This is a genomic window from Actinomadura napierensis (assembly GCF_039529375.1).
Classification (GTDB): Bacteria; Actinomycetota; Actinomycetes; order Streptosporangiales; family Streptosporangiaceae; genus Spirillospora; species Spirillospora napierensis.
In genome coordinates, this window is sequence record NZ_BAAAMR010000055.1 from 53,837 (window position 1) to 70,083 (window position 16,247).

The following is a 16,247-nucleotide window of genomic DNA, read 5'->3' on the forward strand; positions in this document are numbered from 1 at the left end:
ATAAGCAGGCACCCGGCCGACGTTAGACTCTACGAATCAATCTTCGGCGCCCCGATGGCGCCAGGCTCGTCCTTGTAGCGCACCGATCGCTTCCTGCCGATCACACCGTGGTGCCTCCCGAGACGTGCCCCCCTCTCGGAAGGTAATGCGTGACCACAGCTGCTGCTGCACAGAACCCGTCCGCCGACATGCCGGCCACTCCGGACCCCGCGACCGCGGGCGACGAGCGGGTTCCGACCTTCGCCGAGCTCGGCCTCCCGGCCGCGCTGGTGTCCGCCCTGGCCCGCCAGGGCATCGACGCCCCGTTCCCGATCCAGGCCGCCGCGATCCCCGACGTCATGACGGGGTGCGACGTCCTCGGGCGCGGCAAGACCGGCTCCGGCAAGACCCTCGCCTTCGGCCTGCCGCTGCTCGCCCGGCTGTCCGGGCGCCGCGCCGCGCCGAAGCGCCCGCTGGCGCTCATCCTCGTCCCGACCCGCGAGCTGGCCCAGCAGGTCCAGACCAACCTGGAGCCGCTCGGCCGCGGGCTCGGGCTGAAGTTCAAGACCGTCATCGGCCAGACGTCGATGTTCAAGCAGATCGACGCGCTGCGCCGCGGCGTCGAGATCATCGTCGCCACCCCGGGCCGGCTCAAGGACCTGATGCGGCAGGGCGCCTGCGACCTGTCCGACGTCGAGATCGTCGTGCTGGACGAGGCCGACCACATGGCCGACATGGGCTTCCTGCCCGACGTCACCGACATCCTGGACGGCGCCAAGCCCGGCGGGCAGCGGCTGCTGTTCTCCGCGACCCTCGACCGGGACGTGGACGTCCTGGTCAGGCGGTACCTGAAGGACCCGGTCACGCATGCGATCGGCCCGGTGGACGAGTCCGTCGACACGATGGAGCACCACCTGCTGCTGGTCGCGCCCAAGGACAAGGGCGCCATCACCGCCGAGATCGCCAACCGCGAGGGCCGGACGATCCTGTTCGCCCGCACCAAGCACGGCGTCGACCGGCTCGCCAAGCAGCTCACCCAGGTCGGCGTCCGCGCGGCCGGGCTGCACGGCGGCAAGAGCCAGGGGCTGCGCACCCGCACGCTCGCCGAGTTCCGCGAGGGCACGATCAGCGTGCTGGTCGCCACGGACGTCGCCGCGCGCGGCATCCACGTGGACGACGTCAGCCTCGTCATGCACGTCGACCCGCCGGCCGACAGCAAGGACTACATGCACCGCGCGGGCCGCACCGCCCGCGCCGGCGAGCGCGGCACCGTCGTCACGCTCGTCCTGCCGCACCAGGTGCGGTCGACGTCCGCGATGACCCGCCGCGCCGGCATCAACGCGCCGCGCGTCCGGGTGAGCAGCGGCGACGCCGAGCTGATGAAGCTGACCGGGGCGCGGATCCCGTCGGGCATCCCGATCGAGGAGCCGCTCATCCCGGACCGGCCGCGCCGCGGCGAGGGCGGCCGGGGCCGTCCGGGCGGCGGGCGCCGGGGCGGACGCGGCTTCAGCGGCGGCGGACGCGGCGGACGCTCGTTCGACCGCCAGGACGGCGGCCAGCGCTCCGAGGGCCGCAGTGAGGGCTCGTACGAGGGACGCCGCGAGGGCGGCGGCTACAGCGGCGGCGAGCACCGCGGCTCCTACGCGGGCGGGGAGCGTCGTGGCGGCGGCCCCCGGTCCGGTGGGGGCCCGCACAGCAACCGCCGCTCCTTCGGGGGCGGAGGCGGCGGCAAGCGCCGCGACGGCGGAGACCGCCGCGCCGCCCGCTACAACTGACGCACGCGAACGCCGAGGCCCCGTCCAGACGGACGGGGCCTCGGCCTTCGCAGCTAAGGGGCGGCCTTCTCAGCCGGCCTCCTCGCGGAGCTTGTCCTGGAGGAGCTGGAGGCCCTCCAGACCGTCCACGGACAGGGCGGCCAGCTCATCGAGGGACATCAGCGGGCTGTTGCGCAGCGGCGGCTGCCAGCCGTTCTCCTCGTCGTAGGTACGCAGCACCTTGGCGGGGACGCCGCCGATGACCGAATGGTCCGGGAACTCGCCGCGGACGACCGCGCCGCCCGCGACGGCGACGTTCCGGCCGAGCCGGGTCCCCGGCAAGATGATCGCGCCGGTGCCGATCCAGCAGCCGTCGCCGATGACCACCGGGTTGTTCTCCGGCCACTGCCGGCCGATCGGCATGGCCGGGTCGCCGTAGGTGTGGTTCTGGTCGGTGATGTAGACGTTCGGCCCGGTGAAGACGTCGTCGCCGATCTCGATGGACTGGTGGCCGACGATGTGCGTGCCGCGGCCGAGCGAGCAGCTCGACCCGATCGACACGACGACGTCCGGGCCGAGGTCCAGGCCGGGGACGAAGCCCGCCGAGATCGTCACGTGCGTGCCGACGAGGGTGTGGTCGCCGATCGAGATCCACGGCTCGCCGTAGATGGCGCCGACGGGGAAGCCGATGCACGCGCCCTCGCCGAGGTAGGCGAAGCGGCGCCGGCCCGGCGTGTGCGGGGTGATCTCGCCCTGCCGCTGGATCCACTGCCAGGTGGCGTGCACCGCCGTGTGCAGGCCGCGGCGGGCCCGTTCCCTGGCCCCGGCGGCCAGCTGCTGCCCCAGCGAGCGCGGTTTCGGCGACATGGCGTTCACCGTACCGGTTGGTAGTAACCGGTGTGACGGGAGCACCCGCATGCCGCCGGCACGCATGGCGCGGGACCCGGTCGCATGGCGCGGGGCCTGGTACGCATGGCGCGGGGCCTGGTACGCATGGCGCGGGGCCCCGGCCGGTCCGGCCGGGGCCCCGCTCACGCACACGCGCCGCCGAAGCCGCGGACGGCACGGACGGCGCGGACGGTCAGTGCGGTGATTGCACCTTGCCGTCGACGTCGGACCCGGAGACCGTCATGGAGTCGGCCGACACGGCCTCCCCCTGCTCTCCGGAGCCCTTGGCCATGTCGCGCACGGCGTCGCGCTTGGTCAGCACGACACCGGCCATCCCGGCCGCGGCCACGACGCCCATCATCGCCATGACGGCGCCGCGCCTCGGCCGGTTGCGGTTCGGCGGCTCCACCCGCTGGGCGACGTCGCCGAGGAACGAGCTCACCCGCGGGGCGAGCCCGGACTCCACGTACCGGGCGGCCATCCGCAGCCGAGGCGCGCTCCAGCCGCGCATGACCATCAGCTGCTCCTGGGCGGCCGGCATCATCCGCTCCGCCATGACGGAGGCGCCTTCCTGGCACCGTCCGGCGCCCTGGCGGGCCGCTTCCTGGACGCGGCCGAGCCGCGTCAGCATCTCGTCCTGCGGCTTCCGGCGGATACTAATCATTAGGGACACGCTAACCTCCCTGTTTGCGAGGTCCTGCCAGGCACTCTTCCCGAGTGCCGGAAGGTAAACCCGATGCGCGCGACCGTTCGGTCACGCGGTGTGACGATTCGGGGGCCAGCCGGGACCCGCGGGAACGTGCACAGATCCACTTCACGAGGAGGCGGCCAGCGTGGCCAACGAGACCTTCGCGACGCTCGACACGTCGCTCGGCAAGATCGTGATCCAGCTGTACCCGGACCAGGCGCCCGAGACGGTGGCGAACTTCACCGAACTGGCCGAGGGCCGGCGCACCTGGACCGATCCGCGCACCGGGCAGAAGTCCGAGGCGCCGCTGTACAACGGGACGGTCTTCCACCGCGTCATCCCCGACTTCATGATCCAGGGCGGGGACCCGCTGGGCACCGGCACCGGCGGTCCCGGCTACAAGTTCAAGGACGAGTTCCACCCGGACCTGAAGTTCAACAAGCCGTACCTGCTGGCGATGGCGAACGCCGGGCCCGGCACCAACGGCTCGCAGTTCTTCATCACCACCGACAACATCGGGCATGTGCAGCACCTGACCGGCCGGCACACGATCTTCGGCAAGGTCGTCGAGGGCACCGACGTCGTCGACCGGATCAGCACGGTCCCGACGGCCAGGGAGGACCGCCCGAAGGACGACGTCGCCATCCGGTCGGTGACGATCGAGCGGCGTTAGTCGTTTCCCTGGGTGAGCACCAACGCCGGCTGACACCCACGCGACGGCCCGACGGAGACCGGATGAGCACAGAACAAAGTCCCGCGCCCGAGACCTCGGTGCCGACCTGCTACCGGCATCCGGGGCGGGAGACCTATGTCCGCTGCACGCGGTGCGACCGCTACATCTGCCCCGAGTGCATGCGGGACGCGGCCGTCGGGCACCAGTGCGTCGAATGCGTCGCCGAGGGCCACCGCGGCGCGCGCAGTGCCGCCCCGCGAACGGCGCTGGGCGCGCGCGGGCCGGTGTCGGCGATGCCGGTCGTCACCTATACGCTGATCGGCCTGTGCATCCTGATGTACATCGTCGAGCTGGCGTCGCCGCGGGTCGTCCTGGACCTGGAGATGGTGGGGCTCGGCGTCACCCATCAGGGGGAGGTCGTCGGCGTCGCCGAGGGCGAGTGGTACCGGCTGGTCAGCACGATGTTCCTGCACGACCGCGACGGCTCGCTCGGCTTCACCCACATCCTGTTCAACATGTGGGCGCTGTACGCGGTGGGGCCGGCGCTGGAGCAGGTGCTCGGCCGCGGGCGCTACCTGGCGCTGTACCTGCTGTCGGGGCTGGGCGGCTCGGTGCTGCTGTACCTGGTCGAGCCGTACGGCGCGGCGGTGGGCGCGTCCGGCGCCATCTTCGGGCTGTTCGGTGCGTACTTCGTGATCGGCCGCCGGCTGGGCGCGCCCACCGGGCCGATCCTGTTCCTGCTGGTGATCAACCTGGCGATCACCTTCTCGGTGAAGGGGATCTCCTGGGAGGGGCACATCGGCGGGCTGGTCGTCGGCGCGCTGATCGCGCTGGCGTTCGCGTACGCGCCGGCGGCGCGGCGGCGGCTCTTCCACACCGGTGTGCCGGTGGTCATGCTCGTGGCGCTCGCGACCCTGGTGACGGTCAAGACGCTGGCCCTGACCTAGCGGGCGCCGGACGCGCGCCGGACGGTCCCATGGCATGCGGAAGCCGCCCGTGCCCCTCGCGGGTGCGGGCGGCTTCTCCGTGTCCGGAGGCGGTCCCCCGAAGACCGCTCGGTACCCGCGCCTGTGGAAAACCTGGGGAAAGCCGGGGCCAGAGATCCCCAGCCTGTGGATAACTTTCGTGGATTCGACCGCTCCGGAAGCGGGTATCCCGCCTGGATCAGCGCCAGCGGGTCGACAGCACCACGCCCAGGATGATCGCCACGAAGCCGATCCCCAGGTTCCAGTTGTGCAGGTCGGACATGAACGGCACGTCCGTGCCGGTGCTGGCCGTCACGTAGAAGACCGCGATCCAGATCAGGCCGATCAGCCACAGCCCGACCATCGTCGGGACCAGCCAGCGCGGGCTGACCTCCGGCGCCTTCGACTTCTGCGGGGGCGTGTAAACGGCCTTCTTGCGCACTTTGGACTTGGCCACGGTGGGATCGTTCTCCTCGAGCGCCCGGCGGCCGGAGCGCCGGTCCGCGCATGGGTGGTTTGTCGGTTAGCGTAGTCGCTGGTGAGCACCGTCTGATGAACAGCACCGGTTGATGAGGGTACGGCGTTCGGCGTGGGGAAGCATCATCCCAGTTCTCACGCTCGCCGCGGGAACCCTGTTCGCGGCGAGCGCGAGCACGGCCCGCGGCACCAGCCTGCGCGACGAGGGCCGCACCCGGGTCACCGACCTGATCGGCGACGAGCAGCGCGGCAGCCGCCGCGAGCGCGCCGAGTACCAGCGGCTGCACCGCGAGGTCGACGCCCTGTCCCGGGCCGCCGGACGCAATGACGCCCGCGTCAAGCGCGCCCAGGGCGAGGCGGACGGGCTCGCCGCCGCGGCAGGCTTCGCCGCCCACACCGGGCCCGCCGTCCGGGTCGCGCTGGACGACGCCCCGCAGCCGTCCGGGGACCTGCCGTCCGCCGTCCGCCCCGACGACCTCGTCGTGCACCAGAGCGACGTCCAGGCCGTGGTGAACGCGCTGTGGGCCGGCGGCGCCCGCGCGATGCAGATCATGGACCAGCGGGTGATCGCGACCAGCGCCGTCCGGTGCGTCGGCAACACCCTCATCCTGCAGGGCGTCGTGTACTCGCCGCCGTTCCGGATCACCGCCGCCGGCGACCCGGCCCGGCTGCGTGCCGCGCTCGCCGCGTCCCGCGACGTCGCGGTCTACCGCAAGTACGTGCGCGCCTACGGGCTCGGTTACTCCGTCCGGACGATCGCCCGCGCGACGCTTCCCGCCTACACGGCCAACGTGACCATGAAGCACGCTACGGTGCCGACGGAGGCGCCGTCCGGGGCGCCCTGAGGCCCGGGAGGGGGACGCGCGGTGCGGATGGTGATCCGGGGCATGGGGGAGCTGTGCATCACCGCGGGGATCATCGTGATGCTGTTCGTCACCTACGAGCTCTGGGGCACCGGCCAGTACACCAGCGCGCAGCAGCACGAGCTGGGCAAGCAGCTGATGAAGACCTGGCAGGCGCCGGCGAAGCCCACCACCGAGAAGGTGAGGCTCGGCAAGGGCCTCGCGATGATCCGCATCCCGAAGTTCGGCAAGGGGTACCACTACGTGATCATCGAGGGCGTCACGGTGCCCGACCTGCGCAAGGGGCCCGGCCACTACCCCGGCACCGCGCTGCCCGGGCAGGTCGGCAACTTCGTCGTCTCCGGCCACCGGACGACCTACTCCGCCCCCTTCAACAAGCTGGGCGACCTCGACCGCGGCGACCGGATCCTCATCGACACGCGCGACCACCAGTACGTCTACGAGATGACCGACCGGAAGATCGTGAAGCCGGCCGAGGTGGACGTGACCGCCCCCGTCCCGTTCCATCCCGGGCGCCGGCCCACCCGGCCGACGATCACCCTCACCACCTGCCACCCCAAGTACTCGGCCGCCAAGCGGATGATCATCTTCGGTGAGCTGGTGTCGGCCGCGCCGCGTGTCGCGCCGTCCGCGCCGTCCGCCGCCGCAGGAAAGTAGGAGGCACCGTGTACGCCTGGCTGTGGCGCCACCTGCCCGGGACCTGGCCCGCCAAGGCGGGCGTCGCCGTCGCGATCGTCGCCGTCCTCGCCGCCGTCCTGTGGTGGGGCGTGTTCCCCTGGCTGGAGCCCAAGGTCCAGCTCGACCACGGCGTCGTGGACGGCACCCCGTCGCCTACGTCCACCGCGAAACCCGGCTGATGCGCGTCCTCGTCGTGGACAACCGCGACAGCTTCGTCTTCACGATCGTCCAGTACCTGCGGGAACTCGGCGCCGAATGCACCGTCCTGGACCGTTCCGGCGTGACCCTCGCCGACGCCGCGGCCGCCGACGGCGTGCTCCTCAGCCCCGGGCCCGGCCACCCCGCGGACACCGGGATCTGCCTCGACCTCGTCCGGTCCGCCGGGCGGACGGGCGTGCCGCTGCTCGGCGTCTGCCTCGGCCACCAGGTGATCGCCCACGCGCACGGCGCGGTGGTGGCGCGCGCACCGGAGATCGTGCACGGGTCGACCAGCCTCATCGGGCACGACGGCGCCGGCGTGTTCGCCGGCCTCCCCGACCCGTTCCCCGCCACCCGCTACCACTCGCTCGCCGTCGACCCCGCCACCGTGCCCCGCGACGTCCTGGACGTCACCGCCCGCACCCCCGACGGCGTCGTGATGGGCCTGCGGCACCGCGTCCATCCGGTGGAGGGGGTCCAGTTCCATCCGGAGTCGATCCTGTCCACCGGCGGCCACCGGCTGCTCCGCAACTGGCTCACCGCCTGCGAAACCGTCGCTGACCTGCGCGTTCGCTCCCTCATCCGGCATCAGCCGGATTCGTGAGAAAAATTCGGTTGAAACCCGTAACGTCCGGGACGCCGTAACCGAAGACCCTATCGAGGGCTTCCGCCATTGCCCCCGAGTGGCGGAAGCCCTCTTCGCATGCCCGGCGCCGGACCGCACCGCGAACCCAGCACGGCGAACCGGCCCGCCGACGCGAAGGGGCCCGTCCCTCCGATGGAGGAACGGGCCCCTGCCGCTGCGGTCGCCGGTCTAGTCGCCGCCGGGATTCGGGAACCCGGTCGGCCACTGCGGGTTCGGCGAGGTGTCGGTCGGGTTCGGCGTCGGCGACGGCTTCTGCGCCACGAAGATCGTCACCGTGTCGCCGGGCGCCACCGTCGCGTCCTGGCCGGGCGACTGGTCGTAGACGAAACCGGTCGCGACCTGCTTGTCCGGCGGCGGCGCGCCCTCCTGCACCTTGCACTTCAGGCCGAGGCCCTCCAGCTTGGCGCAGGCCGCCCGCTTGCTGTTGTTGAACAGCGCCGGCACCTTGATGCTGCTCGGGCCGTTCGACACGACCAGCTTCACCGTCGAGCCCTTCTTGGCCTTGGTGCCGCCCGGCGGGTCGGAGCTGATCACGCTGAGCCGCGGGACGCTGTCGCTGGTCTGCACCGAGTGCTCGACCTCGAAGCCCTTGTCCTCCAGCGTGTTCTTGGCCTGCGAGTACGGCTTGCCGGTGACGTCCGGGACCTCCACCTGCGGCGGCGGCTTGTTCCCCTTGGAGACCACCAGCGCCACCGACGAGCCCTTGGTCACGCTCTTGCCGGGCACCGGGTCGGAGCTGATGACGTAGCCGTTCTTGACGTCGCCGTTGTACTGCTCCGTCACCGTGCCGACCTTCAGGCCGGCCTTGGTCAGCTCCGCGGTGGCGTTCTCCTGCGAGACGTTCACGATGCCGCTCGGGACCGCGACCTTCTCGGTCCCGCCGCCGCCCCCGCTCATCATCCAGCCGATGAGCGCGGCGCCGCCGATGAACAGCACGGCGAGCCCGATCCACAGCGCGGCCTTCTTGCCGGCGCCGCCGCGGCGCTCGCCGTCCTCGTCGTAGTGGACGGGCGGCAGGTTGTAGCCGTCGTCCATCGGGCGCTGCACCTGCGTGTGCGCCGGGCCGCCCCCCGGGTAGCCGCCCATCACCTGGGTGCCCTGCTGCTGCGCGCCCATCATCATCGTGGACGCCGCCGTCGAGGCGACCGGCTGGCCCTGCAGGACGCGCTGGATCTCCTGCCGGAACTCCGTCGCGTTCTGGTAGCGGTGGTCGGGGTCCTTCGCCATCGCCTTCAGGACCATCGCGTCCGCCCACTGCGGGATCTGCGGATCGATCTGCGACGGCGGGACCGGCTCCTCCCGGACGTGCTGGTAGGCGATCGCGACCGGGGAGTCGCCGGTGAACGGCGGCTGGCCGGTCAGCAGCTCGTACAGCACGCAGCCGGTGGAGTAGATGTCGCTGCGGGCGTCCACCCGCTTGGCCTGCGCCTGCTCCGGCGACAGGTACTGCGCGGTGCCGATCACCTGCGCGGTCTGCGTCATCGTGGACGCCGAGTCGGCCATGGCGCGGGCGATGCCGAAGTCCATGACCTTGACCTCGTGCTGCCGGGTGAGCATCACGTTGGCCGGCTTGATGTCGCGGTGCACGATCCCGCCGCGGTGGCTGTAGTCCAGCGCGCGCAGGATCCCGTCGGTGATCTCCAGGGCCTTCTCGGGGAGCAGCGCGCGGTTCTCCCGCAGCAGGTCGCGCAGCGTGCTCCCGTCGACGTACTCCATCACGATGTACGGGATCGGGGTGTCGCCGATCATGTCCTCGCCGGTGTCGTACACCGCGATGACCGAGGGGTGGTTCAGCGACGCGGCGGACTGGGCCTCGCGCCGGAACCGGGCCTGGAACGTGGGGTCGCGCGCCAGGTCAGAGCGCAGCGTCTTGATCGCGACCACGCGATCCAATCGCAGGTCACGGGCACGGTAGACCTCGGCCATGCCGCCGCGCCCGATCACCGTGTCGAGCTCGTAGCGGCCGCCGAGCAGCCGAGGTTGACTCATATGTGCACTTTCCCTCGTACGTCTACACCTTGTGGTCCGAACTTAGCTCCCCGCTCCCTGTGGGAGAGGGATCCGGGGTCGGAGTTGACGGAGTCGTGGTGCTCACCGTCGGTGTCGGTGTGGGCTCAGGGGCGGTGGGAGTCGCCCGGGACGGTTTCGTGGTCGGCTTGCGTGTAGGGGACGCGCGGTGGTTCCGTGGCGTTGACGGAGGGATCCTATGCGCCCGGTGCGGGCCGGTGACAGCCGGTGCGGGGGTCGGCGTCCGGCGCGCGGACGGTTTCGGGGAACGGGTGGCCGGGACGTCGACGCTGTCGCCGCCGACCGGGCTCGTCGCGGGGGCCTGCGGCTCGTCCCGCCGGTCGGGGGCCGAGCCGGACGCGCCCCGCCACCACGAGCCGGCGACGATGACGCCCACCACGAGCAGCACGGCGGCGACCGAGGTGAGCGCCAGTGCCGTGCGCCGTTGCCCGGTCACTGTCCCGTTGGTGAGGTTATCCGCCGCACCGGCTGCGTCAAATTCCGACATATCGGATGCTCGCCGTGTCGCGCCCTGAGCCGCGGGCGCCGTCCGCAGCGGCGCCGCCAGCGGATCGACGACCGTCGGGCGCTCCGCCGCGTTCCAGCCGTCCCGCGCCCTGCGGCCCGTGCTCAGCGCCCGGCGGATCGCCAGCGCCCGGTCCGCGACGGCCGTCGCCCCGTCCGGCCGGTCCGCCGGGTCCTTCGCCAGCATCTGCCCGACCAGCGCCCGCGCCGCCGCCGGCACCCGCGCCGGCAGCTCCGGCGGCGCGTCCCGGACGTGCTTGAGCGCCACCTCCACCGGCGTCTGCCCGTCGAACGGCGGCTCGCCCGCCAGGCACTCGTAGGCCACGACGCCCAGCGAGTACAGGTCCGCCGCCGTGGTGATCTCCCCCGCCGACGCCTGCTCCGGCGAGATGTAGTGCGCCGTCCCCATGACCATCCCGGTCTGGGTCTGCGACGCCGCCGCCAGCCGCCGCGCGATGCCGAAGTCGGTGACCTTCAGGGTGCCGTCCGGCGACACCATCAGGTTCGCCGGCTTGACGTCCCGGTGCACGATCCCCGCCTCGTGCGCCACCGCCAGCGCCCGGCCCGCCTGGGCCAGCAGGTCCAGCACGGCCTCCACCGGCAGCCCGCCGTCGCGCGCCAGGATCTCGTCCAGCGGCTCGCCCGGCACCAGCTCCATGACCAGGAACGTCCGGCCGTGCTGCTCGCCGAAGTCGAAGACCTGCGCGATCCCGCCGTGCGCCAGGCCCGCCGCGAACCGCGCCTCCGACTCGAACCGGCCGCGCGCCGACACGTCCGCGCCGAGCTCCAGCCGCAGCAGCTTCACCGCCACCGGACGGCCGAGCGACTCGTCCCGGGCCCGCCAGACCTCGCCCATCCCGCCGGTGGCCAGCCGCTCCAGCAGCCGGTACCGGTCGTTGAGGACGAGGCCCACGCTCACTTCTTCAACACCTGGCGCATGATCGCCGCGGCGATCGGACCCGCGCCGGTCGCGCCGAAGCCCTTGCCCTCGGTCATCACCGCGAACCCGTACCGCGGGTTGTCGGCCGGGGCGAACCCGATGAACCAGCGCGCGTTCGGGTTGCCGGGGCCCTGTTCGGCGGTACCGGTCTTGCCGGCGATGTCGTCGCCCTTCAGGTTCGTCGCGGTGCCCGACTGCACCACCGCGCGCATCATGGCCTGGAACTGCGACGCCTGGCTCCCCGACAGCGGCTGGCTGTACTCCTTCGGCGACACGCTGTACAGCTCGCTCTGGTCCTTGGCCCGCACCTTGTCGACGACGTAGGGGTTCATCAGCTTGCCGCCGTTCACGATCGCCGAGGCGACCATCGCCATCTGCAGCGGCGTCGCCCGCACGTTCTCCTGCCCGATGCCGGAGCGTGCCGTCGCGTCCCGGCCGGTGTGCTGCTGCTTGCCGTCCGCGTCGGTGTAGTTCACCGGCACGTCGCTCTCCGCGGCGGGCATCTGCGGCTCGATCTTCACCGACTTGCCGAACCCGTACTCCGCGGCGCCCTTGTTCAGCCGCTCGATGCCGAGCTGCAGCGCCAGCCGCCCGAACGAGGTGTTGCAGGACTGGGCGTAGGCGTCCTTCATCGGTGCCTGCCCCCCGCAGGCGCCGGTGTCGCTGTCGTTCGGCAGGTTCGTCCCCGACTCCGGCAGCGTCAGCGGCGAGGTGTCCAGCGTCGTCTGGTCGTTCATGCCGAGCTGGTTCATCGCGGCCGTCCCCGTCACCGTCTTGAACGTCGACCCCGGCGGGAACGTCTGGCTCAGCGCGTTGTCGTTCAGCGGCCGCACCACGCCGCTGCCCTTTTCCAGCTGCTCCAGCCGCTTGGCGCCCTTGTCGCCGGTCTGCGGCGCGACCTCGTTCGGGTCGTAGGACGGCCACGACGCCGCCACCCGGACCGCGCCCGTCTTCGCGTCGATCACCACGGCGCCGCCGCGCCGGCCCGCCTCCGTGTTCGCCTTCAGCTGCGCGTACGCCGTCCGCTGCGCCTGCGGGTCGACCGTCAGCTCGACGTTCGCGCCCTCGGGCTTCTTACCGATGAACGTGTCGAACCAGTGCTGGTTGGCGATCCGCTTGTCCTTGCCGCCGAGCAGCGAGTTGTAGGCCCGCTCGACCTGCGTGGCGTTCCCGTTGAAGTAGCCGGTGAGCGGCGCGAACACCGGGCCGTCCTTGTAGGTCCGGCCGTACTTCGGGTTGTCCTTCCCCGTCGGGGTGGACGTCACCAGCACCTCGCCGCCCGCCGAGATCTGGCCGCGCGGCGCGTTGAACACCTCCTGGTACTGACGCGCGTTGTGCGGGTCGGTGCGCAGGCTCTCCGCCTGGCTGCCCTGGACGTAGTTCACCTGCGCCATCAGCCCGAAGAACAGCAACATCCCGAAGACGGCCACCCACCGGATCGGCTTGTCCATGTTCATACGGGAAAGATCACCTCGTGCTCACGATCTGGGTCATGCCCTCGTCCTGGATGGCCTGGGGGGCGGGCTTGCGCGCGTCGTGGCTCATCCGCACCAGGATCGCGATCAGGATCCAGTTCGCCATCAGCGACGAACCGCCCTGCGACAGGAACGGCGTGGTCAGGCCGGTCAGCGGGATCAGCTTGGTGACCCCGCCGACGATCACGAAGACCTGCAGGCCCAGCACGAACGAGACGCCGCCCGCGAACAGCTTCAGGTACGGGTCCCGCGCGGCCACCGCCGTCTTCATGCCGCGCTGCACGATTAAGGCGTAGACCAGCAGCAGCGCCATCAGCCCGGTCAGCCCGAGCTCCTCGCCCATCGAGTCGAAGATGAAGTCGCTGAACGACAGCGGCGTCCGCCACGGCTCGCCCTGGCCGAGGCCCTTGCCGAGCACCCCGCCCTCGCCGAGCGAGAACAGCCCCATCATCAGCTGCCGGCTGTCGGAGTAGTCGCCGCCGAGCTTCGCGCAGGCGGCGTAGCCCGGGTAGGGGCTGCCGGCCGCCTTCTCCCGCTTGTAGATCGTGGTGTCGGGGTTCACCGGGACGACCTTGCCGCTGTCCAGCAGGCAGCCGCCGTCGAAGTAGGGCTTCGGGTTCTGCCAGATGTCGATGCGCTGGTTGACGTGGGCCATGAACGGCAGCTGCGTCGCCACGAAGACGCCGACCGCCAGCAGCCCGATGCCGATCGCCACCCACGACACCCGCTGCGTCGCGATGTACAGCATCGACACGAACAGGCCGAAGAACAGCAGCGCCGTACCGAGGTCCTTCTGCATGAACAGCACGCCCAGGCAGAAGAACCAGATCACGACGATCGGGCCCAGGTCGCGGGCGCGCGGCAGGCTGAACGGCCCGATCTTCTTGCCGATCAGCGACATCGCCTGGCGCTTGTTCACCAGGTAGCCGGCGAAGAACACCACCAGCAGCAGCTTCGCGAACTCGCCCGGCTGCACCGACAGCGGCCCGACGTGGATCCACACCCGCGCGCCGTTGATCTGCGCGCCGATGCCCGGCACGATCGGCAGCAGCAGCAGGATGATCGCGGTGAGGCCGATCAGGTAGGTGTAGCGCTGCGCGGTCTTCGGCGTGAACGACAGCGGCGCGTCCGGCTTCGTGGTCTCCCGCATGATCATGACCGCGCCGACGAACAGCACGATCCCGACGAACGTCCAGATCAGCTGCTGGGTCGCGTTCGCGTCGTCCGGGATCAGCTTCTTGCCGGCCAGCTGCGCCACCTTGTGGCCCTCGCTGGTGTCGAGGTCGAGCCGGTAGATCATCGCCAGCCCGAGCCCGTTCAGCGCCACCGCCAGCGGCAGCAGCAGCGGGTCGGCGTACGGCAGGAACTTCGCCTGCACGAAGTAGGCGGCGAGCGCCAGCACCAGCAGCGCGCCGCCGTAGGTGAACAGCCCGGCGGGGAGGTACCCGTCCCGGGCCAGGCCGACCTCCGCGAACGCCGACAGCGTCAGCACCATCGCGAACAACAGCAGCGCGAACGACGCCGCGTTCCGCCGCTGGTACGGCAGGACGGCCCTGATCTGCTCCCCGAGCGAGTTCATCTACGGCTTCCCCCGTCGGACGGGCAGTCCTTGATCGAGGGGTTGCTCGCCTTGCACGCGTCCCGTCGGTCGCCCAGCTCCTTGAGCTTCGCCTCCGCCGCCTGCTGGCCGATGAACGCCAGACCTCCCCTCGTCACCGCGTTCGCGTCCGACGTCGGCAACTCGTTCAGCGGGATGTCGCTGTTGGTGACCTTCTGCGGCGTGCAGCTGCGCTGGCCCTGCCCCTTGACGATGACGACCTTCCCCGCCTCCTGGGTGAGGACGTACTTGCACACCCGGCTCTTCAGCTCGTCCAGCGCGGACGGGCCGTTCACCGAGTAGGTGCCCTTCACCTGGTCCTGCACGTTCTTGGGGAGGTCCGCGAGCAGGATCGGCGGGTTCGGCTGCCGGTCGGCCTTGCGGGACAGGCTGATCAGCGGGACCTTCTGCGTCGTCCCGCGGTACAGCACGACCCTGCCGTTCTCCGCGCCGATGTAGTAGCCGTTCCGGACGTTCTGGATCAGCACGAAGCCGCCCGCCACGACGGCGACCACGACGACGCCCGCGACCACGATCAGCCACGTCCACCGGCGCGCACCGCGTCCCCGCGGCGCCGCCATCGGCTCCTGCATGCCCTGCGGCATCGCGCCGGGCGGCCCCGCCATCGGCTCGTTCATCGGCATCGGCGCCGGCGGCGGCATCTCGTCCACCGCGACCGGCGGCTGCGGCATCGTGTCCCGCAGCTGCGCCGCGCGCCCCGCCGGGGTGTCCGCCACGGTGATGTTCGGGCCCGTCCCGCCGCCCGGCGGCTCCGGCGGCGCGGCGTTCGCCGCCGCGCCCACCGCGTGGCCGGGCCCGCCCGTCGGCGGATGCCGCTCCAGGTCCACCACGTCCGCGACCACGCAGGTGATGTTGTCCGGGCCGCCGCCCCGGTTCGCCAGGTCGATCAGCTGCCGGACGGCCTGCTCCGGCTCCGCCACGTCCGTCAGCACCTGGAAGATCGTCTCGGCCGTCACCACGCCGGACAGTCCGTCCGAGCACAGCAGGTAGCGGTCGCCGACCTTCGCCTCCCGCAGCGACAGGTCCGGATCGACCTCGCCGCGGCCGTCGAGCGCGCGCAGCAGCAGCGACCGCTGCGGGTGCGTCGCCGCCTCGTCCGGGCTGATCCGGCCCTCGTCCACCAGCGACTGCACCAGCGTGTGGTCGTGCGTGATCTGGAACAGGCTGCCGTCCCGCAGCAGGTACGCCCGGGAGTCGCCGATGTGCACCAGCGCGACCTGATTGCCCGCCCACAGCATCGCCGTCAGCGTCGTCCCCATGCCCTGCAGGGCGGGGTCGGACTCCACGATGCGGTGCAGGTTGTCGTTGGCCGTCTTCACCGTGTGCTCGAGCGCGGCCAGCAGCTCGTTCGCGGGCAGGTCCTTGTCGAGCCCGCGGAGCGCGTCGATCGCGGCGGCACTGGCGATCTCGCCGCCGACGTGCCCGCCCATCCCGTCGGCCACCGCGAGCAGGTGCGCCCCCGCGTACGCCGAGTCCTCGTTGCCCTCGCGCAGCATGCCGACGTCGGAGCGCGCGGCGTAGCGGATTCCCAGAGTCATTTGCGCAGCTCGATCACGGTCTTGCCGATACGGATCGGTACGCCGGGCGGTACCGGCATCGGCCGGCTGACCTTCGTGCGTCCGAGATATGTGCCATTGGTCGAGCCGAGATCTTCCACGATCCACTGACCGTCCTGCGCATAAAGTCGGGCATGCCGGGTCGAAGCGTAGTCGTCGGTCACCACGAGCGTGGCGTCATTGGCCCGTCCGATGGTGATGGGCACCCCCGTGAGATCGATGACGGTGCCCGCCCGCTCGCCCTGGACGACGACGAGCTTGCTGGGGGCGCCACTAGGGGCGGCGCGGCGCGGCGGCGCGGGCGCCACCGCGATGGC

The 16,247-nt window shown here is 71.5% G+C and carries 16 protein-coding genes; 7 read left to right on the forward strand and 9 right to left on the reverse strand.

Annotated features, from left to right (window positions below; all coding sequences use genetic code 11):
• The first annotated feature begins 188 nt into the window (after window positions 1-188).
• Entirely contained in the window at window positions 189-1,754 is a 1,566-nt protein-coding gene (locus tag ABD296_RS27665; protein WP_344273254.1) for a DEAD/DEAH box helicase, read from the forward strand.
• Window positions 1,755-1,823: 69 nt separating this feature from the next.
• Here ABD296_RS27665 and ABD296_RS27670 read toward each other — a convergent pair whose 3' ends face one another.
• Together ABD296_RS27670 and ABD296_RS27675 are read right to left on the reverse strand one after the other, a co-directional pair.
• Window positions 1,824-2,600, reverse strand: coding sequence for an acyltransferase (locus ABD296_RS27670; RefSeq protein ID WP_344273198.1), 777 nt, complete (start codon window positions 2,598-2,600; stop codon window positions 1,824-1,826).
• Window positions 2,601-2,814: 214 nt separating this feature from the next.
• Window positions 2,815-3,285, reverse strand: a complete 471-nt coding sequence (locus tag ABD296_RS27675; RefSeq protein WP_344273201.1) for a hypothetical protein — start codon at window positions 3,283-3,285, stop codon at window positions 2,815-2,817.
• Window positions 3,286-3,454: 169 nt separating this feature from the next.
• Between ABD296_RS27675 and ABD296_RS27680 the strand changes: the two genes are divergently transcribed.
• The gene (locus tag ABD296_RS27680) at window positions 3,455-3,982 is read left to right on the forward strand and encodes a peptidylprolyl isomerase (RefSeq protein ID WP_344273204.1); all 528 of its coding nucleotides are present in this window, start codon (window positions 3,455-3,457) and stop codon (window positions 3,980-3,982) included.
• Window positions 3,983-4,044: 62 nt separating this feature from the next.
• Window positions 4,045-4,929, forward strand: a complete 885-nt coding sequence (locus ABD296_RS27685; protein WP_344273207.1) for a rhomboid family intramembrane serine protease — start codon at window positions 4,045-4,047, stop codon at window positions 4,927-4,929.
• A 217-nt stretch (window positions 4,930-5,146) separates the two neighbouring features.
• On the opposite strand, the gene ABD296_RS27690 is transcribed toward ABD296_RS27685, so the two are convergent.
• A complete protein-coding gene (locus tag ABD296_RS27690) occupies window positions 5,147-5,404 on the reverse strand; it encodes a cell division protein CrgA (protein ID WP_344273210.1) in 258 nt (85 codons plus the stop codon).
• 112 nt (window positions 5,405-5,516) lie between these two features.
• Between ABD296_RS27690 and ABD296_RS27695 the strand changes: the two genes are divergently transcribed.
• From ABD296_RS27695 to ABD296_RS27710, 4 genes are read left to right on the forward strand one after another with little or no spacing between them, the layout of a single operon-like run.
• The gene (locus tag ABD296_RS27695; RefSeq protein WP_344273213.1) at window positions 5,517-6,269 is read left to right on the forward strand and encodes a DUF881 domain-containing protein; all 753 of its coding nucleotides are present in this window, start codon (window positions 5,517-5,519) and stop codon (window positions 6,267-6,269) included.
• Between the two features lie 27 nt (window positions 6,270-6,296).
• Entirely contained in the window at window positions 6,297-6,944 is a 648-nt protein-coding gene (locus tag ABD296_RS27700) for a class E sortase (protein ID WP_344273257.1), read from the forward strand.
• An 8-nt stretch (window positions 6,945-6,952) separates the two neighbouring features.
• Window positions 6,953-7,144: a hypothetical protein gene (locus tag ABD296_RS27705; protein WP_344273216.1), complete on the forward strand. Its 192-nt coding sequence runs from the start codon at window positions 6,953-6,955 to the stop codon at window positions 7,142-7,144.
• Entirely contained in the window at window positions 7,144-7,767 is a 624-nt protein-coding gene (locus tag ABD296_RS27710) for an anthranilate synthase component II (RefSeq protein WP_344273219.1), read from the forward strand. The genes ABD296_RS27705 and ABD296_RS27710 overlap by 1 nt, the downstream gene beginning before the upstream one ends.
• Window positions 7,768-7,977: 210 nt before the next feature.
• Here the strand turns inward: ABD296_RS27710 and pknB are convergent, their stop codons facing one another.
• The 6 genes from pknB to ABD296_RS27740 all read right to left on the reverse strand — a co-directional run.
• Window positions 7,978-9,798 (reverse strand): Stk1 family PASTA domain-containing Ser/Thr kinase, encoded by a 1,821-nt coding sequence (pknB, locus tag ABD296_RS27715; protein ID WP_344273222.1) that lies wholly within the window; start codon window positions 9,796-9,798, stop codon window positions 7,978-7,980.
• 22 nt (window positions 9,799-9,820) lie between these two features.
• Window positions 9,821-11,260 carry a serine/threonine-protein kinase gene (locus ABD296_RS27720; protein WP_344273225.1) on the reverse strand — a complete coding sequence of 480 codons (1,440 nt, stop codon included), beginning with the start codon at window positions 11,258-11,260 and terminating at the stop codon, window positions 9,821-9,823.
• Window positions 11,257-12,732: a peptidoglycan D,D-transpeptidase FtsI family protein gene (locus ABD296_RS27725; protein ID WP_344273228.1), complete on the reverse strand. Its 1,476-nt coding sequence runs from the start codon at window positions 12,730-12,732 to the stop codon at window positions 11,257-11,259. The genes ABD296_RS27720 and ABD296_RS27725 overlap by 4 nt, the downstream gene beginning before the upstream one ends.
• Before the next feature lie 16 nt (window positions 12,733-12,748).
• On the reverse strand, window positions 12,749-14,335 hold the full coding sequence (locus ABD296_RS27730) for an FtsW/RodA/SpoVE family cell cycle protein (RefSeq protein ID WP_344273230.1): 1,587 nt from the start codon (window positions 14,333-14,335) through the stop codon (window positions 12,749-12,751).
• Window positions 14,332-15,912 (reverse strand): Stp1/IreP family PP2C-type Ser/Thr phosphatase, encoded by a 1,581-nt coding sequence (locus ABD296_RS27735; RefSeq protein ID WP_344273233.1) that lies wholly within the window; start codon window positions 15,910-15,912, stop codon window positions 14,332-14,334. Before ABD296_RS27735 ends, ABD296_RS27730 begins: the two co-directional genes overlap by 4 nt.
• The coding region (locus ABD296_RS27740; protein ID WP_344273236.1) for an FHA domain-containing protein FhaB/FipA at window positions 15,909-16,247 on the reverse strand (339 nt) is incomplete at its 5' end. The genes ABD296_RS27735 and ABD296_RS27740, both read right to left, overlap by 4 nt.